16 protein-coding genes are annotated in these 21,614 nt (G+C 55.3%); 6 read left to right on the top strand and 10 right to left on the bottom strand.

Going from position 1 to position 21,614, the window contains the following annotated elements:
- Window positions 1-3: 3 nt before the first annotated feature.
- From ACN0XZ_RS00940 to ACN0XZ_RS00930, 3 genes are all read right to left on the bottom strand, one after another.
- The gene (locus ACN0XZ_RS00940; protein ID WP_417455827.1) at window positions 4-1,152 is read right to left on the bottom strand and encodes a DUF2891 domain-containing protein; all 1,149 of its coding nucleotides are present in this window, start codon (window positions 1,150-1,152) and stop codon (window positions 4-6) included.
- An 86-nt stretch (window positions 1,153-1,238) separates the two neighbouring features.
- Window positions 1,239-1,913 (bottom strand): hypothetical protein, encoded by a 675-nt coding sequence (locus ACN0XZ_RS00935; protein WP_417455826.1) that lies wholly within the window; start codon window positions 1,911-1,913, stop codon window positions 1,239-1,241.
- Between the two features lie 105 nt (window positions 1,914-2,018).
- On the bottom strand, window positions 2,019-4,412 hold the full coding sequence (locus tag ACN0XZ_RS00930; RefSeq protein WP_417455825.1) for a patatin-like protein: 2,394 nt from the start codon (window positions 4,410-4,412) through the stop codon (window positions 2,019-2,021).
- A gap of 200 nt (window positions 4,413-4,612) precedes the next feature.
- Between ACN0XZ_RS00930 and ACN0XZ_RS00925 the strand changes: the two genes are divergently transcribed.
- Window positions 4,613-5,623, top strand: coding sequence for a hypothetical protein (locus tag ACN0XZ_RS00925; RefSeq protein WP_417455824.1), 1,011 nt, complete (start codon window positions 4,613-4,615; stop codon window positions 5,621-5,623).
- A gap of 84 nt (window positions 5,624-5,707) precedes the next feature.
- Here the strand turns inward: ACN0XZ_RS00925 and ACN0XZ_RS00920 are convergent, their stop codons facing one another.
- The gene (locus ACN0XZ_RS00920) at window positions 5,708-8,713 is read right to left on the bottom strand and encodes a TonB-dependent receptor domain-containing protein (protein ID WP_417455823.1); all 3,006 of its coding nucleotides are present in this window, start codon (window positions 8,711-8,713) and stop codon (window positions 5,708-5,710) included.
- Between the two features lie 1,063 nt (window positions 8,714-9,776).
- Here ACN0XZ_RS00920 and ACN0XZ_RS00915 point away from each other — a divergent pair.
- Window positions 9,777-12,785, top strand: a complete 3,009-nt coding sequence (locus ACN0XZ_RS00915; RefSeq protein WP_417455822.1) for a TonB-dependent receptor domain-containing protein — start codon at window positions 9,777-9,779, stop codon at window positions 12,783-12,785.
- 306 nt (window positions 12,786-13,091) lie between these two features.
- Here ACN0XZ_RS00915 and rsmD read toward each other — a convergent pair whose 3' ends face one another.
- Complete coding sequence (gene rsmD, locus ACN0XZ_RS00910) at window positions 13,092-13,643, bottom strand: 16S rRNA (guanine(966)-N(2))-methyltransferase RsmD (protein WP_417455821.1); 552 nt, start codon at window positions 13,641-13,643, stop codon at window positions 13,092-13,094.
- A complete protein-coding gene (locus ACN0XZ_RS00905) occupies window positions 13,640-14,737 on the bottom strand; it encodes a pseudouridine synthase (RefSeq protein WP_417455820.1) in 1,098 nt (365 codons plus the stop codon). Before ACN0XZ_RS00905 ends, rsmD begins: the two co-directional genes overlap by 4 nt.
- 109 nt (window positions 14,738-14,846) lie before the next feature.
- Here ACN0XZ_RS00905 and ACN0XZ_RS00900 point away from each other — a divergent pair, with 109 nt between their 5' ends.
- The 4 genes from ACN0XZ_RS00900 (at window position 14,847) to ACN0XZ_RS00885 (ending at window position 17,678) form a co-directional block, all read left to right on the top strand.
- Window positions 14,847-15,299, top strand: a complete 453-nt coding sequence (locus ACN0XZ_RS00900) for a nucleoside deaminase (RefSeq protein ID WP_417455819.1) — start codon at window positions 14,847-14,849, stop codon at window positions 15,297-15,299.
- 45 nt (window positions 15,300-15,344) lie between these two features.
- Window positions 15,345-16,736 (top strand): mechanosensitive ion channel family protein, encoded by a 1,392-nt coding sequence (locus ACN0XZ_RS00895; RefSeq protein WP_417455818.1) that lies wholly within the window; start codon window positions 15,345-15,347, stop codon window positions 16,734-16,736.
- A gap of 26 nt (window positions 16,737-16,762) precedes the next feature.
- Entirely contained in the window at window positions 16,763-17,185 is a 423-nt protein-coding gene (locus tag ACN0XZ_RS00890; RefSeq protein ID WP_417455817.1) for a hypothetical protein, read from the top strand.
- Window positions 17,186-17,252: 67 nt separating this feature from the next.
- On the top strand, window positions 17,253-17,678 hold the full coding sequence (locus tag ACN0XZ_RS00885; protein ID WP_417455816.1) for a hypothetical protein: 426 nt from the start codon (window positions 17,253-17,255) through the stop codon (window positions 17,676-17,678).
- Window positions 17,679-17,709: 31 nt separating this feature from the next.
- Here the strand turns inward: ACN0XZ_RS00885 and ACN0XZ_RS00880 are convergent, their stop codons facing one another.
- From ACN0XZ_RS00880 to ACN0XZ_RS00865, 4 genes are all read right to left on the bottom strand, one after another.
- Window positions 17,710-18,564 (bottom strand): D-amino-acid transaminase, encoded by an 855-nt coding sequence (locus ACN0XZ_RS00880; protein ID WP_417455815.1) that lies wholly within the window; start codon window positions 18,562-18,564, stop codon window positions 17,710-17,712.
- 12 nt (window positions 18,565-18,576) lie between these two features.
- The gene (locus ACN0XZ_RS00875) at window positions 18,577-19,812 is read right to left on the bottom strand and encodes an MFS transporter (protein WP_417455814.1); all 1,236 of its coding nucleotides are present in this window, start codon (window positions 19,810-19,812) and stop codon (window positions 18,577-18,579) included.
- Between the two features lie 72 nt (window positions 19,813-19,884).
- Window positions 19,885-20,589 (bottom strand): hypothetical protein, encoded by a 705-nt coding sequence (locus tag ACN0XZ_RS00870; RefSeq protein WP_417455813.1) that lies wholly within the window; start codon window positions 20,587-20,589, stop codon window positions 19,885-19,887.
- 45 nt (window positions 20,590-20,634) lie between these two features.
- Complete coding sequence (locus ACN0XZ_RS00865) at window positions 20,635-21,594, bottom strand: alpha/beta fold hydrolase (protein WP_417455812.1); 960 nt, start codon at window positions 21,592-21,594, stop codon at window positions 20,635-20,637.
- Window positions 21,595-21,614: the final 20 nt, after the last annotated feature.

The following is a 21,614-nucleotide window of genomic DNA, read 5'->3' as shown; positions in this document are numbered from 1 at the left end:
TTATCACTTCTCTGGCAAGTTTGTGATACCACGTTTTGTGGTGAGGTAGGTGGCGAAGCTGGCGAGCCAGTGACTGCCTGCATAGTGGGCGTCGCTCACGGCCTGGATGCCAGCTTCCTTGTGTACATCGGCCGCTGCTTGCAGGCTCGATATACGAGGGTCGTCCTCGCTGAGGACTGAGGCAATACCCTCAAGCGCCCAGGCGCGGCTGAGGTTCACGCCGTCCAGATGCACAAGCTTGCCGTCTGTTGCGTCTTTCACAATGGCGGGGGTGAGCCAACCCGCGTTGCCATCATCCGGGATGCCGGGCAGGAAGGCGGTGAGCCATGCGCTGAACTCCTCCGCGCTCATCACCCGGCGCATCAGGTCTGCTTCCATCAGGCAGGGGGAGAGGAAATCTTCACCTGACGGCTCATAACCGATAGGGCAGTTTGTGTCGCCGGCAAAGAAGGTGCGCGAGCGCTCCGTCAGCAGGGCTTCAAATTCAGTGTTCCCGACCGTGCGGGCATAATCGAGCATAAGACCAAAGGCAAAGGCGCTTTGGTTATGGGTACCAAGCCGCACGGGGTAGGCGAGGTTGGGCAGCCAGGCGGTCATCTTTTTTACGATCTCAACCTCAAGCGGCGCCAATATCTCACGCCAGCTTTTGTGCACGGCGCTTGGGCTTTCATGCAGCTCGGCCACCAGTTGCAGGTACCATGCGATGCCATAGGGCCGCTCAAACCCGTTGCGCCCGTCCGCCAGATAATAGGCGACCTCGCGGTTCATGTTTTCAATGCTGAAGCTTTCTTCGAGCGCCTCTTCAATAGGGGCCGTAAACGGGGAAGCAGGGTCAAGTTTTGACAGTCGCACCAAAAGCCAGTGACCATGAACCGATGAATGCCAGTCAAAGCACCCATAAAAGGCGGGCGTGAGGGCCTTGGGCGGCTTTGCGTCCCCATCAGAGTTCAAGACATGGCTGATTTTATTGGGATACTCGCGGTGAATGCAGGACAGTGCCATGCGGGCGAAACGGTCGGTGACCACACCTTCGCGCGCGTCCGGCAGGCTGATGGCCTCGGTCTGGTGATCATTGGTTGCCGGTTTTTCTTCGCAGGCTGCTGTCGCCAAACATGCGGCAGCGGTAATGCTCAAAATTATTGTGCGTTTCATTGTCCCTTATCCCCCTTTTGCTTTGACGCCATTTCAGGGGAATAAGGGATTGGGTGCAAGGCCTTTTCGCTGAGCGGTGCTTCCCGTCAGACGTTCCAGCCGGATGGGTCCATCCTGTTGTGGCGCGTGATGACCGGTTTGGCGCCGTCGGTATCGGGTTTAAGGAGATAATAGTCCTCCTCATAAATTGACCAGCGGCATAGGTCGATCGGTGTAACCTCAGACGCGTTTACGGACCCCGTCACGCCCGCACGCTCAAGGCCTGCAGCCACAAGCTCGGAACAGAAGAAGCGTGAGAAATCTTCCTTGTTATAGAAAGGGCCGTTAATGCCGAAGATACCTTTGTCGAACATATCCGCGGCGGATTTGAGGGCTTGCGGCAGGTCGTACCCGGTGCGGGCTTCCGCGTGGCCAAACAGGAAATTATAGAAGCTTTTGTGAGCTTGGGCGTTGGCGCGCAGGTCGGCTTTGATAGGCAACCACCACATGGCGCCGTGGTATTCTTCCAGCCGTTCCGAGAAGCGCGAGATATTGACGCCAGAGAAGCCGCGCACGGTGCCTGCTTCAATGATCTGGTTGAAGAAACGACCATCGGCATGATCGGCGATCTGGGTTTGCAGGATAACACCCACATGGCTGACCTCGGAAAAGGTCACCATCTTGATAATTTCAGAAAAATCGCTTTTGCCTGAAAAGGCGATCACATCGCCCGGTTTCATCCTTGGGCGTGCTTCTTCATAGGAAAGTTCGTGCATTGCCATGGTCTAGCCCCCCATTACTGCATGCGACACGAAATATATGTTAGGTGGTGCGGAGTTTAGCGAAAGTTGCATGGCCTGTACAGGCCGGTGCGTGGCCCCCTTTGATCATTCACCTGGTGCGAACCGGGCCTTGAGCTCATCAATCAGGTCGCCCTTGCGCTCAACATGTCGGCCCTCTGTGGTGACAACAGCGAGGTAAAGCCGCCTGCGGAAGTCCTCAAGGTCAAAGCCCTCAGGCAAGGCGTCTTCACCGGCGGCATCCAGCACAAAGTCGGTCAGCCGTTTGGCAGCGTGCAGGCGGCCCCAGATATAATCATTCTCGCGCGCGGCCCGACTGAAGAAGGCGCCAAAGTTATAAAGCTGGGTGCCCATCAATACATCTGCTGCCGGGTCTGTGTGCATGCCGGTGCAGTCAAGCGGGCTGATGCGTGCCACACGAATTTCGTCCATCTCGAGAAGGTCTGCGCTTGCGCTCATCGGCAGGGTGAGCACGTCATAAAAGGCATATCCCACATAGGCCCGGAACAGGGTGGTCCTCAGTTCAGAGTGCGGCAGGACCGAAAGAATGGTGGCGAGCAGTTCGTCAAGCGCATAGTCGAGGTCTTCAAGCTCCATGGCGGAGCCGAGGGTGTTGAGATAATGGTCAATCGCGGCGTCTGATAGCCGGTCACCATCCAGGCCCGCAAAGGTATTCGCTGGGTACATTGTGGTTTGCCAGCGTGCGCGGAAAAGCTCCAACTGCTCATATATCTGTTTTTTGATGCGTTTGACGGGCTCGACCATATGGCCGTTGCTGTCCTGCTGCATGAAGCGGTTGAGCTTCAGGATAACAAAGCGCAGCCTGCGGATGCGGTAGTCTACATCAAGTTCACGCAGGCGTTTTACATGGTGCTGAAAGCCAAAGGCGGGCACGATGTTGACCACGCCGCCCTCAGGACACAAAAGGCCTTTCATCTCGGCCCAGCGCCGAAGGGCTTCAAAGGTATCGGTCTCGCTCAGCACGGTGCCTGTTTTGACGTTGCCGTCCACCATAAGCTGTGAAAGCCGCTCGATCAGGCGCACGGTTTTTGCCTGCATATAGGAGGCATAGGCAAAGCCTGTGTGTTTGTGAGCCAGCTCATGTGCGCGCTCCCGCCAGGAGGCAAGCATGGCCACTTCCACCTTTTTTTCTGCGTCCAGCACCAGAAGGCTGTCCACAAGGCGGTTTACCTCCGCCTCCGCTGACTGCACTGTCGCTTCAAAGCGGCGGGCTTTTTTATTCTGCTGATCGATGGCGCGCAGGTCTTCATAAATAGGCTCGGTGCGCGGTATCTCAGCAAGCGAAGACAGGATGGTGCGGAAAAAACCGGGCAGGGCCGCATGGCGGGTTTTCGCCTTCACCGTGTCCGGCTCATCGGGCATGGGGTCCACATAGATGATGCGGCGGTCCACTTCCCGGTGGGCGGGGCGTTCATATACGGCCTGGATGGCGGAGCCAAAGGGCTTGTTGTTGGTTACCCCGCCATCGATGAAGCACATATCGTTCAGCGTTGCCATATCAGCAATCAGGCCGGGGAAGTTTTTTGCGAGAAACGCCTGCTGCATTGGCCAGTCTTGCCGTCTGGCGGTGAGGCGGTCATCAAGGTCCTTGAGCCTGAGCGGCGGGAATGCACCGGGAAAGCTTGAGGTGGCCCGTGCAGCAAAGCCAAGGGCTGGCAGGTTTTCGTCCGCAAATTCGCTTAGGGTTGCGCCGCCGGGGGATTGCCGGTAGCTGAAATTGAGGGTGACACCGTGTTGGTGTTCAAGCACTTCGCCTGGGTCATGCAGTTTAACCCGGCGGGGCTGCCCGAAGAAATTTGTCAGGCTGACAAAAAGGTCCAGCTTGTGGCCGGGCGGCATAAGGGTCTCGTTATCTGTAACGTGCCCCATGTTCTCAACCGCGTTTAACATCCACGTCAGCATGCGGGTGCCGGAAAACGGCGGCTGAAACCAGCGGGAGCGCACAAAGCGGAACAGCTTCCTGCGGGTTTCTTCGTCGGGCTTGATGTCGCCAAAGGCCTTGCGGCCAAACAGCCACAAAAATGGATAGAGGTAAAACTTGCTGGACCGGTCGGCCAGTGTGTCATCCTCCATCAGCTCTTCAACGTCCCCGAGATTGAGCCACATGGTGCGTAAGGGATCGAAATCCAGATCATGCGCAAGGGCGCGGGCGAGAAAGATGCCGTTGATGCCGCCAGCGCTTGCGCCGGATACCACATCAACAATGACCCTCAGTTCCAGTTTATGGGCAACGGCTTGCAGAAGCTCGAAATAAAGCGCTTCGGTGTCGGTCGCATAGGGGCGCTCGGGTGCGGCGTCGTCAAAGGTGGTTGCGAGCCTTGCCTCGCGGTCCACAACACCGTGGAATGCGCGGGACGCGCGCACGAGCTTGAGGATTTCGCCGGAGATACCGTTCATATAGATGGCGAGCGAAGCGCCACCATAACAAACCAGTGCCAGCCGTAGTTCCTTTTCCCGCATTGCGCCTTCCCAAGTGCCTACTTGCCTGTAAGCTTATGGCTAGTTTGCAGTTTTTGCAAAGAAAGCCAATGGGCTTTTGTAAAGGGTGCTTTCGACTTACAGCTAGACTAAACCGATTACGGGGTACCGAAGCCTAATTGGAAAGTTTAGGGTTGGCTGAATACCACGTGCCCAAGGGGCGCATTTGGCGGAGCAGAAGTTTGAACGACAATATCGCAGTAGACCCCAACTGGTGGCCTCACCGCTTTGACCCCACCAAAGGCCATGTGCATTTCATCCGCGCGACGCGGGATGAACACCGGAGCGCTGTATTTCTGACAGATGAGTATCTAAAGGGTGCTGCGAACCCACGCGCGGTTGGGCTGCAAATGGCCGCTGGCGCAGGGCAACGGGCGCCGCTGCATTTTATTTTTCACTCGGCTTACTGCTGCTCCACGCTGCTCGCGCGGGCTTTTGACCAGCCGGGGATATCCATGGGGTTGAAAGAGCCGCAGATTCTGAACGATCTTTCCGGTTGGCGTATGCGCGGGGCGCAGCCACAGGAGTTGGCGAACGTGACGGCGGCTGTGCTCGCAACCTTATCCCGGCCCTTTGAGGAAGGAGAGGCGGTTGTGGTGAAGCCTTCCAATCTGGTGAATGGCCTTGCCGGTTTGATGCTGCATGTAAGCCCGGCATCAAAAGCTGTGTTTTTATATGCGCCGCTCAAGGATTTTCTGGGCTCAATAGCACGAAAAGGCATGTGGGGCAGGCACTGGGTCCGGGACCTGATGGTCAAGCAGATGCGGGAAGGGCTTATTAACCTCGGCCTTCAGGGTGAGGACTATCTACGCCTGACAGATCTGCAGGCGGCGGCCGTGGGATGGCTTGCGCAACATGCTCTGTTTGCACAGCTTGTGGCAAAGTTTGGCGCTGAGCGCATCAAGACGCTCGACAGTACTCAGCTGATGAAAGCGCCGGAGGTGGCCATGCGGCAGCTTCTGGATCATTACGGTGTGGCGATGGACGGTGAAACACTGACCGCGCTGGTGGAAGGTCCGGTGTTTACCAAGCACTCCAAAAACGATGATGATTTTGATGCTGAGGCTCGTGAGGAGGAGCGGCGAGCTGGTGCGGCACTGCATGCGGATGAAATCGAGAAGGTGTCAACCTGGGCCGAGGCGGTCGCCAAGAACGCGGGCGTGCCGCTTATGCTGCCGGGCGCTTTGTGCTGATTATCTGATCAGGGTTGAGCGAAAGACACAAAGAAAAAGGCGGGCCAATGAGCCCGCCTTTCATGTTTGTAATAAACGCGAAGATTAGAAAGTGATTTTCGCGTTGATGCCATAGCGGCGGCCAAGTGCGTCATAAGTTGACGGGTAGGTGTTGCCGCTGTTTGCAGCAGTAGTACCAGCGTCGTTACTTACGATTGGAGGCCGCTTGTTGAACAGGTTCGTCACGGTGCCTGTGAGGGCTACGTTATCGAACACATGGTAGCGGATGGACAGATCAAAATAGTCATATGCTTTGATCCGGTTGAAGTCGTGAGTGCCGAGGTCTTGAACGTCACCGCTGTAGAGTGGTGCGCTATCAGCGAACTCGTACTTCACGCCGTCAATGTGGCGCCACAGGAGAGAGAAATCAAACTTCTCATAAGTGAAGGTGTTCCGCATGTTCCATGTGAACTTCGGTTGGATCTGACCGTTTGATACACCACAGTTCGCGCTGTAGAGGCCCACACATTCGCGGTCGAGCGTCACGTCTGTGATGGACTGGAATGTCGAGCTGTTGGTCCAGTTACCTGCGAAGGCCATGTTCCAGTCAACGTCACCAAAGTTGGTGCCGTAGCTAACCGTCACATCAATACCGTCTGTTGCGAGGTTACCGCTGTTCGACAGGAACGTTGGCAGACCAAGAACGACATTGCTGTCACCGCTGAGGCCACCATCGATTGGCGAACGTACGATTGAGCGACAAGCTTCGCTAGTAGTGCTTGGGTTGTCGAAACAAGCGTTGATCGCATCATCAGGTGTAGGGGCAGAAATCGAACCCTTAATCTTGATGTTGTAGTAGTCGATCGTCAGGGTCAGGCCTGGGATTGCCGCTGGTGTGATAATCGCACCGAGGGTCCAGCTGTCTGATTTCTCAGGAACAAGAAGAAGGTTACCACCTGTTGTGTTGTTTGCTTGACCAGCAGCCGGATCAGGAATGAAGCCGATTGAGGTTGCGGGAGCACCCTGAGCAATACAAACATCACGAACCACGCCGGTTGGGCCGGAGTTGTAGACAACGCCGTTATCATCAACCGAAGCACAAGGGTCGTCGTTCAGGTTGGTAAGACCTGTTGTAACTGGGTTGAACAGTTCGAAGATGTTTGGTGCACGAACTGCACGAGCGAAAGTACCACGCAGGCTGAAATCATCAGTCGGCGCCCAGCTGAGGCCCATTTTCCAGGTTGTGGTGTCGAACTTTGGATCGCTTGGCGCATCAACCGAGTATTCCGAATAGCGGATGCCCGCTTCGAAGTTCAGCTGTTTAGCCCAAGATGCATCGGTTACGATTGGAACCACAAACTCGGCAACACCTTCATAAACGGAATAGGAGCCGTCGATGTTTGGTGCAGCACCACCGGCACCACCAAGGTCACCTGACTGTGAAAGCAGGTCAGATTCGCGTGTTGCTGTATACTTACGGTATTCACCAGCAACAGCAAAGTTTACTGCTTCAGAAGCCCAAGGCATGGTGAAGCCAACCTCACCGCTCACAGAACCTTTAATCTGGCTCATAGCGAAGTTGGTTGTGATCGCGCTTTCACCGCCAAGAAGATAGGCGTTCTGTGCTTCGGTGATCGAGCCTGTTGGGCCAAAGAAGTCAACCGGTACACAGCCGTCAGATGTAGTTGGACAGTTCAGCAAGGAGTTGCGGAAGCGAGACTTCAGCCAGTAGCCCTTTTGGGTCTGAACCTGCTTGCTCTCACCGTGCGATGCCATGACATCAAATCCGAGAGTGTCGGTGATGTCGCCGCGCAGGCCGAGCTGGAAGTCGAAGTAGTCAGCAGTAAAGTCGCTGACACGTGGGCCACCCTCTACGTCACGACGACGCAGTACAGTGTCAACTTCACGGTAGTTAGGGTCTGAAGCGCCGGTTGCCGTTGCTGCAGCGTCACACTCGGCTTGGCTGAAGCGTCGGGTATATACACCAACCGTTGGATCTGTATCGAACGCACAGAAAGCGTTGCGTTGAGCGTCGGACAGGAATGGGTGGTTCAGTGCCACAGTCACACTGTCACCGAAGGAGCCTGACGGCGCGATCAAAGTGGTAACGGTGTTACGGGAATAGATACCGCGAGTGTAAACTTCGATATCTTCAGTGATGTCATAATGCCCAGCAGCATAGACGTTGTAACGCTCAAACGGTGTTTGATAAACGTTCAGCGGTGAGAAGTTGTAAGCATCAAACGCAGAAGCGAATGTGCGGTCTGGCTGTACACCGCCAAGTGCTAGGTTACCGTTGTCAGTACCTGTTGGGTTAACAAGGCCAAAACGTGAGTTGGTTGAACCGAGACCGGAACCACCGCGGGAGCCGTCAGCACCAGCAAGTGAATACAGGCCATAATCGCGGTCGCCCATGTAGACAGGATCGGACTTCTGGTAACCAAGGCTGATTACAACGTTGCCTCTGTCTTCAATGTTGCCGCCCATGGTGATTTCAAAGCGCTTGGTGTCGCCGTCACCTTCTTCGGTCACGCCGTAGCTTGAGTTTACCTCAACGCCCGAGAAGTTTTTACGTGTGATAAAGTTTACCACGCCGCTGATAGCGTCAGCGCCGTATGTGGTGCTCGCGCCACCGGTCAGCACGTCAACGCGCTCAAGCAGGGAGATCGGAATGTTGTTGGTATCAAACACACCTGTCAGCGTTGAAGGTGACATGCGAACGCCATCAACAAGTGCAACGTTACGGTTGGTGCCAAGGCCGCGAAGGTCGACAGTCGCGAAGCCACCGTTACCGTTGTTTACCTGTGCGCCGATAGCAGGAACAACACCAGGGATGGTACGCAGAACTTCTTCCACGACGTTGGTGTTGCGGTAGGTCATTTCTTCAGGAGAAACGACAGCAACCGGGTTGGAGCGTGTGAGGTTCGGGTTGCGGATAAGGGAGCCTGTAACCACGATCTCTTCGAGGCTCAACTCTTCGGTATCTGCGTCCGTTGTATCTTGTGCAAATGCGGAGACGTTTGCGCCCATTGTCATGAGTGCGAGCGCAGTTGCAGCACTACCCATGTACCGGGTGCGCCCCCCCCGGCGCGTTGCGTTGGAATTTGCCATGAGTTTCCTCCTCTGTGTTCGGCAAAATAATGTGTGCCAGTGTGGATAGATTCCTCGCCCACCCATCGCGACACAGAGGAGAGGCTGTGCGATATAGCCTGAAGGTTACAATGTTTTTATTGGGAAGATTAAAGACTAGATTGAAATATATGATGAAAAAGTGACAATTTCATCACATATACACATAGTTATTACTATTAGTTTATTTCAAAAGTTTATTTTTTATACATAAAGATATGTCAGAACTGATATTCTGTACTTTAGTTGATTTTTTGAACGACCCCATCAGTCTATAGTTTCCCCTCTAAGACATTGGATCAGGTATAAAACCTCAAAAAAATGTGGAGAAAGTGGAATTCTGTCCTGATTCGGAAGGGACTTTTGGGTGCGTTGGCCCCAATGGAGCGCGACAGGGAAGGGGCGTGTTGGTTCCGGCACCGTGATCAGATCGGTCGGATCGGGTACCTGGTTTCATGTGAAGCGTGAATTTCCAATTTAGGAATGGTTCATCTCCGGCCTATCTGTGATGAGGTCCACGAAACCGAGATGGGACGGTACCGTCTATGACGGTTTATTCTTCGCCTCAACCTCCGTTCATAAAGTTCTAGTCTTTAGTCGTGCGCTGATAGTTCAATAAAACTATTACGCGAGAAAGGTTGAGCTAAATTTGTCGCTGGATGGCTTGAAACTGGAACAATCTTGCCATTTTGGGGCTCCTATATGGTTCATAAGTCTATGATTTAATGCCATTATGAGTTTTCTTCCAAGTTTAGTACGCAGCCGCGACGCAATGCTGCGTAGAAAGAGGGCGGGTGATTCATTTTTCCCCTAATGCGGTAAAGCTATGATTCAGATATCTGTATAAAGTAATAAACTAAAGTAATAAGATAAACTTTTAGTAATAAAACCTATGTTATTATTTGTGTTATTTTTAACACACGAATGAATTACATCGTTTTATAAGTAGTAGTTCTTAAGGTTATCCGTTTCTGGAAATAAAATTCTGTCGCTACTCCTTTTGGTCTCCCTCGTCACAGAGGGCTAGAAATCAGGAGGAAAGAAAGTGACAACTTTGTCCAATAAAGCTCGGAAGGCTCAGCTGTTGGGTGGCACTGGTATTGCTGCTGCGCTGGCGCTTTCATTTAGCGGCGCTGTATCTGCTCAGGATGCTGCTGCTGAAGAAACCACTTTTGAAGAAGTGGTGGTTACGGGTTCACGTATCGTGTCCCCAGACATCTCTTCCGTATCCCCGGTACACGTCATTGGCGGCGAGATGATTCGCCAGTCCGGCGTTGCCAACATTCAGGACCTGCTGCTTGAAAGCCCGCAGTTTGGTGTCCCTGGCCTTAGCCGTTCCAACTCTGCGTTCCTGACCTCCGGTACAGGTGCTGCAACTGTTGACCTTCGCGACCTCGGTTCCGACCGTACACTCGTGCTTTTCAACGGTCGCCGTGTTGTATCCGGCCGCCCAGGTACTGCAACCGTTGACCTTAACATCGTACCAACCCAGTTCATCGAGCGTGTAGACGTTCTGACCGGTGGTGCATCTTCCCTTTACGGCTCCGACGCTGTTGCGGGTGTTGTAAACTTCGTCTTCAAGAAAGACTTTGAAGGTATCGAAGCCAGCGCGCAGTACGGTGTGACCGAAGAAGGCGACGACGAGAACTACCAGGCGAACGTAACCGTCGGCAGCAACTTCGCTGACGACCGTGGTAACATGATGTTCCACGTTGGTTACACCGATCAGAAGGGTGTTCTGTCCCGCGAGCGTGCCAACACACAGCTTGATGACATTGATCTGTTCCGTTTGACTGGTGACCCAGCTGACTTCGGCACAGAATCCGCTCCATTCCTTTCAAGCTTCCCTCCACAGGGTCGTTTCGCAACGGGTAGCGGTGCAACCTGGACATTCGACGCAGACAACAACCTGCGCCCATGCTTCAGCACCAACGGCGGTACAGCTCCTGCTTCATGCGGTGATGCAGCTGGTCAGGCCATCGGCCCCGACGGCTTTAACCGTCAGCACTACCGCACAATCGCTGTGCCGGTTGAGCGTTACCTGATGGCAACACGCGGTCACTATGACGTAACCGAAAACATCACCTTCTTCGCTGAAGGTACGTATGCAAACACCCGTTCTTCCCGTGAGATCGAACCGTTTGCACTCGGTTCCGACAACATCTACCCTGCGTCTGGCGGCCTGATGGCTATCGAGACCATGGTTAATGGTACGATGATGGTGAACCCGCTGATCCCACAAGCGATTGTTGATGATGCGGTAGATAGCGATGGCGACGGTTTCCGTGACCTCAGCTTCGCTCGTCGTCTTCTTGAATTCGGTACCCGTAACGGTAGCGTAAACCGCGACACCTTCCGTTTCTCGGCTGGTTTCGAAGGTTCCTTCATGGACGACAAGTTCAACTGGGATGTTTCCTACACCTATGGCCGCACCAGTGAATCACAGCAGTCCAACGGTCAGGTTAACGTACTGAACTTCGCGAACGCTCTCGCGGCTGTTCAAGACGTAAACGACCTCGACAACGACGGCTCCACCACAGATGCGATCTGTGCCAGCGCTGATGCGCGTGCACAAGGTTGTGTGCCTGTGAACATCTGGGGCTTCAACTCCGCGTCACAAGCTGCAATCAACTACATCGCTGCTGACCAGACCCTTGAAACACGTATTTCACAGCAAGTGATCAACGCCAACGTTTCCGGCGCACTCTTTGAAATGCCTGCTGGTCCGCTTGGTGTTGCTATCGGTGGTGAATACCGTAAAGAAACCAGTTCTGCGAACAACGACGCTCTCACGAACGCGGGTCTGAACGCAGGTAACGCGCTTCCAGACACCTACGGCAGCTTCGACGTTAAAGAACTGTATGCTGAGATCAACGTGCCAATCCTCGCAGACCTGCCTTTCGCTGAAAGCATGAACCTGCGTGCAGCTGGTCGTCTCTCCGACTATTCCACAGTTGGCACAGTTTACACCTACAGCCTTGGTCTTGACTGGTCACCGATCGAAGACATCAAGTTCCGTGGTACATACGCTCGTTCCGTACGTGCGCCGAACATTGGTGAGCTTTACACCGGTCCATCACAGACCTTCCCGTCAGGCCTGACCGACCCATGTGCCGGCATTGGCGCAACGGGTGGTGGTGCAGCGGGTGACAACTGTCGTGCGGATGCTGGCGTTCTCGCTAACATCGCTGCAAACGGCACTTTCACACTGAACCAGTCTGACCTTCAGGGCATCAGCGGCTTCAACAGCGGTAACGCTAATCTCTTTGAAGAGAAGTCTGACTCGATCACTCTCGGTGTTGTCATCACGCCTAACAGCGTTGAAATGCTCCGTAACTTCACGATCACAGTTGACTACTTCAACATTGAGATCGAAGACGCGATTGTTGCGCCTCCACGTCAGTTCATCCTCGACCAGTGTTATGGTCAGGGCGAGCAGTCCTTCTGTGACCTGATCGAGCGTCGTGCAGCTGCAACTGCTACAAACAGCGCCGGTTCACTTGAGTTCATCAACGCGCCACTCTTCAACGGCGGTGCGCTGAAAACTGAAGGTCTGGACGTTTCGATCCGTCACATGACGAGCCTCGAAGGCCTCGGCATCACCGGTGACCTGCGTTCAAGCATCATTTACACCAATTACTTCAAGGGCTACACAGTTCCAATTCCTGGTGCTGACCGTGACCCATTTGTTGGTGAAATCGGCGATCCTAAGCACCGTTTCACAGCGAACATGACATATAGCCATGAGCGTTTTGATATCGGTCTGACCGGTACTTACCTCGGTAAGTCCTACGAAGACGACCAGTTCCTGGCTGCCTTCGGTCTTGAGCCAGACGATATCTCTGTGGGTGCAGAGGTTTACCTCGACCTGAACGCGACATACCGCATCAACGACACTGTTGAAGTTTATGGCGGTATCGACAACCTGCTCGACAACAAAGCACCAAACCTGCTCTCCGGTACAACGTTCAACGTAACCGGTACAGACACGGCTGCTGACGTGTACGACGTACTTGGTCGTCGCTTCTTCTTCGGTGCGCGCGTTAAGTTCTAAGCACTGATATAAAATTGAGGCGGCCTCTCTCTGGGCCGTCTCCACTATGGAAAGCCCCGCCGCAAGCGGGGCTTTTTTCATGAAAAAAGGCATGCACCCCAAGGGGCACATGCCAAGGATGAGGTTGTATACTCAACTGTACCGCCATGCGGCACGAGGAACGAGATTTGCGCCGGAGTGCAAGCTGGGTATTGGACACGACAGGAATAGCCTGCGGCTCCGGCACATGACCGAACCTTCTGCTCAAGGAAGCTTCCGCTCAGTCATAAGCTGATACGCTGCTGACCGCAGGTGCCCTTCGGCAAATTATGCGTGGGTGAGAAAAATAACCCGTTGCTGGCCTTGTCTGCGGTCATCAAGAATTTGCAGGCTTGAGGGAAGCTCGGAGGTGTCGTCTGTCGCCATCTCGCACACGATCACACCGCCTGCCGCCAACCAGTGCCCCTCGAGGACGGTGCTCAGGGTTGGGGACACGAGGTCTTGGCGGTACGGCGGGTCCATGAAGATGATATCGAACGCCTCTTTTGCTGGCGGTAGTATACTGGCATCCAATGGCATCAGGGTGCAGGCGTCCTGAGCTTTCAGGGTCTCAATATTGCCTTTGATGCACGCAAGCGACGCGCGCGCTTTCTCAACAAAGGTGACGTGCGCTGCACCGCGTGACAAAGCCTCTAACCCCAGGGCGCCGGTGCCTGCAAACAGGTCCGCCACCTTGGCATCCTGCATGGCCGGATAGCGCGAATGGGTCAGCATGGAAAACAGGCGTTCGCGCATGCGGTCTGTGGTGGGGCGAATATCCCGGCCTTCAGGCACTGTCAGCCGCCGCCCCCGGTAGTGGCCGGAGATGATGCGGGTCATCTATCGCGGTCTCTCTTGGGTGCGCGGGTGCTGGGTCTGCCTGCCGGTTTCGCGCCCGGTCTCGCACCTGCACGAGTGCCGCTGCGGGCGCCTGCGCCCTCAGTCGTCGCGCTTCTGCGGCGGCTTGCGGGTTTGCCGTCCCGCGCTTTTTCGCTTTGTGCGTGCCGGCGTGTGCTTTCCCGGCTGTTGACTGCCCCCGTTTTTGCGCTGCGGCGGGTGTCAGGTTTTGTGTCTCCGTCCTCGTCACGCTTGCGGAACTTGCGCTTCGCACCCAGCTTCACTTTTGTTTTGGGCTTGGCTTTTGCCCATTTGCTGGGGTCACGTTTCTTTTCAGGTGCCGCGATGCTTTGTGTCGAATCCTTGAAGAAACCATCCAGCACTTCATAGAGCTGTTTCTCTGGCACTTGGGCTACCGCACCGTCATTGAGCGAGCCTAGCGAAAACGGACCATAGTGGGTGCGGATAAGCCTGTTTACCACAAGGCCCAGATGTTCCATCACCCGGCGGACTTCGCGGTTTTTACCTTCGCGGATCGCCACCGTAAGCCACGCATTGGTGCCTTGCACACGCTCTAACTTGGCATCAATCGCCCCATAGTGGATACCGTCAATCGTGACACCGTCCGACAGGGCTTTGAGCGCGTCCTCATCCACCCGGCCATGCACCCGCACCCGGTACCGGCGGATAAGCTCGTTGGACGGCAGCTCAAGATACCGCGCCAGTTCACCGTCGTTGGTGAGCAGCAGCAAGCCTTCCGTGTTCATGTCCAGCCGGCCAACCGCGATCACGCGCCCGATATGTTTGGCGAGCTGGTCAAACACCGTGCGGCGGCCTTCCGGGTCTTTGTGGGTTGTGAGCGTGCCGCGCCTTTTGTGCAGTCGCCAGAGCTTGGTGTCAGACACGATGCCAATCTCTTCCCCGTCAACCGTGATGCCCTTCAGGCTGCTGACGAGAACCGCAGGGGTTTCGAGCTTCTTGCCATCAAGCCAGATGCGGCCTTCCTCAATCATGCGTTCCACATCGCGGCGAGAGCCGACACCTGCGCGGGCGAGGGCTTTGGCGATGCGTTCGCCTTTCTGGTCTTCGTTGCTCATATCTTTTCGGCCTATCTGGTTTGCGCGCACAATAGGGCTGTGCCTCAGTCCGCGCAACATCTTCATCCCGCGCTTGACCTTTTAGTCCAGCGCGATGATGCTTTGCGCCATGATAGATCATTTTCCGCATATGCATACAGCACTTGATGAAGCCCGCGCGGCGGCTGTGCGTGGTGAAGTGCCCATTGGTGCCGTGGTTATCGGGCCGGACGGCAAGGTTCTGGCCACTGCGGGTAATGATGTTGTTGGCCCGCACGACCCAACAGGCCACGCAGAGCTCATCGCTATCCGGAAGGCTGCCAAGGCTTTTGGCTCAGAGCGGCTTGAAGGCTGCGACCTTTACGTCACCCTTGAGCCGTGCGCCATGTGCGCGCAAGCTATAGCGTTTGCCCGCATTCGCAGGCTGTATTACGGGGCAGAGGATGTGAAAGGCGGCGGCATCACCGTGGGCGCGCGCATTTTCTCGCAACCCACCACCCACCATAAGCCGGAGATATATGGCGGCATACTGGAAGCAGAGGCCTCACAATTGCTTAGAGACTTTTTCCGCGCACGACGCTAAACTCCCGATATGGAAGAAGAACTTAGGGCGAAACTCTTAGCGTTTTTGAATGAGAGCTGGGTCTGGTTGCAGGCCAATCTCTTTGAGCCCATTCACCTTGCCGAAGTGGCCATAGTTGCCATTGCGTATTTTGCCTCACGCTTTGCCTGCGGCAAAATCCTCAAAGGTGTGTTGCGGGCTTTTGGTGACAAGCCACTTGTGCAGAAGTTCAGCGCGCGTTTCCTGCACTCCATCTTCTCGACCGCCATGGCCATCATGCTGATGTGGACGGCGGTGCTGATCCTTGAGCCCTTTGTGGGCAAAACCTATATCCTTTCAATCGCGACCAGCCTTTTCACCGCATGGCTCGTGATCCGCCTTGCAGTAAGCCTGATCGCGAACCGGGAGCTGGCGCGCCTTGTGGCGGGCATCGCCTGGACGATAGCGGCACTGAATATCGTCGGGCTTCTGGACCCGATCCTGATCGTGCTGGAGAGCGCCAAACTGCCGCTTGGGGAAGCCACCGTAAGCGTGCTGGATATCTTCCAGGGCATCGTAACCTTTGCGGTCTTGCTTTGGGGGGCGCTTGCGCTTTCAGCGCTTCTTGAAAAACAGATCGTACATTTCTCCACCCTGCCGCCAAGCGCACGAGTGCTGATGACCAAGTCCGGCAAGATCCTGCTGGTTGCCATTGCCTTCCTCACCGCGCTTAACGCCACGGGCATAGACCTCACCGCGCTTGCGGTATTTGGTGGTGCGCTTGGTGTTGGTATCGGTTTTGGTTTGCAGAAGGTGGTGGGGAACTTTATCTCCGGCATTATTCTCCTGATGGACCGGTCCATCAAACCGGGGGATGTGATCGAAACACAAGGCACCTACGGCACCATCAACCGGCTGGCGGCACGCTATACCAGCGTGATCACGCGGGACGGCACGGAATATCTGATCCCCAACGAGGATATGATCACCCAGTCGGTGGTGAACTGGTCCCATAGCCACCGTTTGGTGCGCAGGCGCATCCCGGTGCAGGTCAGTTACGACAGTGATATCCGCCGCGCGATGGACCTGATGAACGAAGCCGCCAGCGAGGAAAGCCGTGTGCTTTCAAGCCCGGCGCCGCGCACGCTGTTGCGAGAATTTGGCGCGGACGGCGTGGACCTTGAGCTTCGTATGTGGATCGAGGACCCGCAAAATGGGGTTTCAAACATCGCAAGCGACGTGATGCTGAGGATATGGGACAAATTCCATGAAGAAGGAATTGAGTTCCCCTTCCCACAACGTGTGGTACATTTACGTCATGAAAAGCCACCTGAGGATGCACCACGCCACACATCTGTGGTCGAAAGTGTGACGGAAAACGAGGCGAAATTGCCGCAAAACGAGGCGAATGTGGCGGAAAGTGTGGCGCTTGAGGGCAAAAGCGCCAGTGAAAAGGACGAAATAAACACCAAAGACTAACAGCCATGCTTTAGGGGGAGGGACCAATGAGCACCGGGCGGTTTATTTTAAGTGTTGTAGTCGCGTTTGTAATCTACAGTGTTTTCTATATGGGGCTGATGGCGTTTCTGTTTCTGGACGTCTATCTCAGCAATGCCCATATGTTCCGGCCTGAGGCCGAGGGCATGGCGCTGTACGGCATGCTCGGGCATCTGGTGCAGACGATCATCGTCGTTGCGCTTTTCAACATGGCCGTTGCATCCAACTGTATCAAAACCGGCGCGAAGTTTGGCTTGCTGATGGGCGGCTATCTCGCCGCGACAGACTTCACCATGTATATGGGGCTCAAGATGTCACTGAGCCCGCTTCCTTATTCGATCGTTATTCACCTCGCTGTCGGCATGATTGTCGGCGTGGTGTTGGCGAAACTTTACGTGCCGTCCGGGGAGGCGGCACCTGCAGACGCATAACAAGAAACTGCTAACTTGCGAGGATAGACCCTCAAGGGGCACAACCAACAACTAAGGGGAGGGACCTATGAACGTTGGTAAATTTATCCTGAATATCGTTGTGGCTTACATTGTATATGGCGTGCTTTACACCGTTGGGCCGATGTTTATTGCGGCAGACGCTTTCACGGCTGCTGAGGCTGCGATGAAGCCGATGGAAGAAACGGGCATGGCCGTGATGGCTTACCATCTGGTGCAAACGGTGGTGGTTGTCTGGCTGTTCGATAAAGCGGTTGGCTCGGGCGACATGAAAGCTGCCGTGGTGTTTGGCCTGATGGTTGGGCTGTATCTCGTGGCGACCGATAGCGTTTGGTACACCATGCTGAAAGACTTCCCGCAAGACACCCGTATGCCAATCATGGGCATGCATCTGGTGAACAATGCGATTGTTGCTGTTGTTCTTGCCTTTATGGCTGGCAAGGGCTGGGGTTCAAGCGCGAAAGCCGAGGGCTAGCACGCCTAACCATTGAGCACACAGCGGCTTATCAGGCCTCCATATAGGCCCGATAAGCCTCAACCAAGCGTTTGGTGACGGGGCCTGGTGTTCCGTCACCAATTTTATGGCCGTCAAGCTCAACGATCGGTGTCGCGCAGCCGGTTGAGCTTGAGAGGAACATCTCGGCACCCGCCTTGGCTTCTTCAAGCGTGAAGGCCTTGGTTTCCACCTTGATCTGCATTTCTTCTGCCAGCTTTTTGAGCGTCGCACGTGTAATGCCGGGCAGGATATTATCGTCTGTGGAGCGGGTGACGAGTGTGCCGTCCGTGCGCACCATCCACATGTTGGTGCTGCTGCCTTCGGTTACATAACCGTCGCTGTCTACAAGCACAGCTTCAAAACCGCCTTTTTCCTTGGCCGCTTGCTTCGCCAGAATGTTAGGGAGCAGCGAGGTGGATTTGATATCGCACCGGCCCCAGCGGATGTCACTTTCAGAAAAAGCCTTCACCCCTTTGGCGGCACGTGCGATCACCCCGTCAATGCTCAGGCGTTTGCAGGTAACAATCAGGCTGGGCACTATTGGTGTGGTCGGGAAGGCATGGTCACGCCGGGCGACCCCGCGGCTGATCTGGATATAAAGGAAGCCGTCGCTGATACGGTTGCGGCGGATCACTTCCCGGAACACAAAGCGCATGGGTGCGCGGTCCATCGGCGCCGCCATCGCCAGTTCCCGCATGGAGCGCGCGAGCCGGTCAAGATGCGGCTCAAGGTCTACCATCTGCCCTTTGCGCACAGTCACACCTTCATAAACTGCATCCGCGAACTGATACCCGCGATCATCGATGGAAACCACAGCTTCATCGTGGGGAACATAAGCACCATTAACATAAGCAACGCGCGACATGGCTGATCTCACTTATCGGGGGTTGGTGTCCTGCCCGCTGTCTTCCATGGGTGCGATGGTACGCATCAAAATGGGAGCAGGCAAAACGATGAGTACAAGGGCAAGCGTCGCAGCCGCAAGCCCCATTTCAATGAAGGGAGCGACAATCGCCGTGCCCGCCGCGGCCAGCAGCATTGTCCACAAGATAATCAGGGCAGAGGCACGGTCGTCATCGCCGTGCGTTGCGGCAAGCGCGCGCACAAACCCCGGCCCACTTCTGATGCCGTGGCCAAGGTTTAAAATCCAGAACATATAGGCCAGATGGTGAGGGTCGTTGGCCCCAAAAAGCGCATAGCCGAACAGCACAAGCGTGCCCAGAAGCGAGATATTGGTGCCCGCCGAGATCACCGCCTCATTGCCAAAACGTTTCACAAGGCTGCCGTTTGCGTTCGCAGATATGATGAACAGGCACACCCCCACAAACTGCATCAGGATGAAATCTTCAATCACACCGTCCATGGTTTTGATCACGATGGTCGGCACAGAGAAGACAAACACCAAAAGCCCGCCAAGAATGAGCGCGTGGCTTACCGCATAGCGCAGGAAGGTTTTGTTCCGCATCACCCGCATATAGCTTGAGGCTGTGTCCCCCTTCTTTTGCCCGATATGCGGGAGAAGGGAGGGGACGAGGAACACAATCAGGCAGATCGCCAGCACAAGCGTGCCGGTGATGGAGAAAGAAGCTTCCCACCCGTATTCCTTGAACAGCCATGCACCCGCGATGGGGGCAAGGCCGGGCACGAGCGATTCGATACTGCCCATGGCGCTTACGGCGCGAATGGCGCCAATCTCGGAAAACAGGGCACGGATAAGGCCCGGCGCCAGCACGGCACCGCCGCTTGCCGCAGCGCCCTGGAAGAAACGTATGACATTCAAAACGTGAATGTTGCTGGTTTGTGTTGCCATCAGCGACAGCGCGCCAAAGATAGCAAGCGAGGCGATAAACAGGCGTCGCCTGCCAAAATGCGCCGACAGGGTACCAAACATCAAAAGGCCAACACTCATGCCCGCCACATAACTTGCCAGCACAAGCTGTGCATTCTCAACATTGGTGGCAAAAATGGTGGGCAGGTGGGGCACTGCGGGCAGCACAAGGTCAATGCCTGAAAGCCCCAGCACGGTACCCGCCACAATGGTCAGGAAAGCCGCAACCGCGCGCGGTTTCGGGCTTTCATCAGGGGTGGTGGGGTGTTGTAGCTGCTCGTGCATCGGGGGGGCCTTTATTTTGGGCCCACCGTTTCCCAAAACGCTTAAGGGGTCAAGCCAAAAGGTTTTCCCTGCTCATGCCTTTTGGTTATGGGCTGCAGCTGAAGCCGCACGCCATAACCATAGGGCCAGCGCGAGCCGGATAGCGATTTGCAGTGGCCCGTATATATAGCCGTACCATACCCCCACTGTGCTGCCAGCGCCCGAGAGCCCCGCATAGTAGGACAGAAAAGCCACAAGGCTCATGATGCCGATTGCCATCATGCCGTACCGCAGGAACATGGCCAACATGTCGCGCCCGGTGAAAGCAAATCCCAGTAGGACAGTGCCAACGCCAAAGGCAAAAATCACCACGAAATACTGGCTGTCTGAAATGCCGTTCATACCGGTTATCAGCGTGCGCCACAGCTCGCGGTTTTCAGCATCTGCTGCCAGGTAGGCGGGCCGCCACATCTGGTTAAGTGCATCGATAATATAGGCCTGCTGGCTCACTTCCGTGAACGCCCACATGCCGAGATAAAAGAGGGCCGCAACAACAAGGAAGGCGCGGTCCCGAAAGAGGGCAAAACCTGCCGCCAATGCCGCCAGAAAAGCAAACTGGGGATGCAGGAACAGAATCCATTTTTTATAGAGATAAAGACCGTTTTGATGAAGGCCTTGTACTGCGTCAAACCCGTCCGCAGCAGGTGCGTTTGGCCCATACATCAGCGTGGCGGTCGTCAGCGCCGAGAAAACCGACAGGACTGCACCGGCGTGTAAATATGAATTATGTGATTTCATAACATCTCCCCTTATGGCTACTTAACACCATGAGAGGCGGGGAGATCAAGCCAGAAGCGTGCGGTGGCCCAGCATCTGTGCGCCGGGGGCTTCCTTCAGTTCGGTTGGTTTCAGGTAGCCATTGCGCACAATGCATTCATGGAACTGGTCCACCAGCTCTGCAATGGTCTCTGGCGCTTCGATCTGCGGGAAATGACCAATGCCGGGCAGGCGCACCACTTTCACATGCGGCAGGGTTTTCTCAAACGCGTCAGCCGCGTGTGCGCCCGAGACGGGGTCCTCGACACCGTTGATCAACATCATCGGGATTTTGGCTTCCTTGAGCGCGCCCACCCAGCGGTCTGCATGCTCAACCCGTTCCGCCATATAGCGGATACGGCGGGCCAGCGCGCTGCGGCCATTCACACCCACCATGGCGGGCCAAAATTCATCAAGCGAAATGCCGGTGGGTTTGGTGTTTGGCCCAAACACCTCCGTAAAGCCGCGCAACATTTTTGATTTGCCCGAGAGGTGGGAGATAAGCGGCCCGAACGGCCCGGCCAGCAGCTTTTGCACCTTCCTGGGGCGATGCTCTGACGGCAGCATGCCACCGTTCAGGAACAGGGCACTTCTGATGCGGAAGGAAAGCGAGCTTTCATTATGCCGGGCGATCAACTCCTGTGCCACCGTGTCGCCCACGTCATGGGCAAGGATATGCACCTCATCAATGCCACGGTCTGCCATCAGGGCTTCAAGCATATCGGCCTGATCCATGATCGAGCAGGGTTTCCTGAGGCTATTGAGCGTGCGGCCATAATCCAGAAGGTCAGGCACAATGGTGTGGAAGTTTTTCACAAGGCTCGGGGATATCCAGCACCAGTCCCAGCCACAGGTGGGAAAGCCGTGAATTGTAAGCAGCACTTCACCATTGCCGCCACGCTGGTAAAATACGTGGTGGTCCTGCCACTCAAAATATTTTCCGCACTTTCCCCATTTTTCATAGGTGATGGGTGGCCTGCTGATCATAAAATACCCACGTTGTTAAA

The sequence above is a fragment of the Kordiimonas sp. genome (assembly GCF_048264555.1).
Taxonomy (GTDB): Bacteria; Pseudomonadota; Alphaproteobacteria; order Sphingomonadales; family Kordiimonadaceae; genus Kordiimonas.
This window is presented reverse-complemented; position numbering and strand designations above follow the sequence as displayed.

Excerpts from the sequence above, each read along its gene's own strand:
- ACN0XZ_RS00890 (WP_417455817.1), top strand. The coding sequence starts at position 16,763 with ATGAGCACCGGGCGGTTTATTTTAAGTGTTGTAGTCGCGTTTGTAATC.
- ACN0XZ_RS00870 (WP_417455813.1), bottom strand. The coding sequence starts at position 20,589 with ATGAAATCACATAATTCATATTTACACGCCGGTGCAGTCCTGTCGGTT.
- ACN0XZ_RS00935 (WP_417455826.1), bottom strand. The coding sequence starts at position 1,913 with ATGGCAATGCACGAACTTTCCTATGAAGAAGCACGCCCAAGGATGAAA.
- ACN0XZ_RS00930 (WP_417455825.1), bottom strand. The coding sequence starts at position 4,412 with ATGCGGGAAAAGGAACTACGGCTGGCACTGGTTTGTTATGGTGGCGCT.
- ACN0XZ_RS00865 (WP_417455812.1), bottom strand. The coding sequence starts at position 21,594 with ATGATCAGCAGGCCACCCATCACCTATGAAAAATGGGGAAAGTGCGGA.
- ACN0XZ_RS00905 (WP_417455820.1), bottom strand. The coding sequence starts at position 14,737 with ATGAGCAACGAAGACCAGAAAGGCGAACGCATCGCCAAAGCCCTCGCC.
- ACN0XZ_RS00880 (WP_417455815.1), bottom strand. The coding sequence starts at position 18,564 with ATGTCGCGCGTTGCTTATGTTAATGGTGCTTATGTTCCCCACGATGAA.
- ACN0XZ_RS00920 (WP_417455823.1), bottom strand. The coding sequence starts at position 8,713 with ATGGCAAATTCCAACGCAACGCGCCGGGGGGGGCGCACCCGGTACATG.
- rsmD (WP_417455821.1), bottom strand. The coding sequence starts at position 13,643 with ATGACCCGCATCATCTCCGGCCACTACCGGGGGCGGCGGCTGACAGTG.
- ACN0XZ_RS00875 (WP_417455814.1), bottom strand. The coding sequence starts at position 19,812 with ATGCACGAGCAGCTACAACACCCCACCACCCCTGATGAAAGCCCGAAA.
- ACN0XZ_RS00900 (WP_417455819.1), top strand. The coding sequence starts at position 14,847 with ATGATAGATCATTTTCCGCATATGCATACAGCACTTGATGAAGCCCGC.
- ACN0XZ_RS00885 (WP_417455816.1), top strand. The coding sequence starts at position 17,253 with ATGAACGTTGGTAAATTTATCCTGAATATCGTTGTGGCTTACATTGTA.
- ACN0XZ_RS00940 (WP_417455827.1), bottom strand. The coding sequence starts at position 1,152 with ATGAAACGCACAATAATTTTGAGCATTACCGCTGCCGCATGTTTGGCG.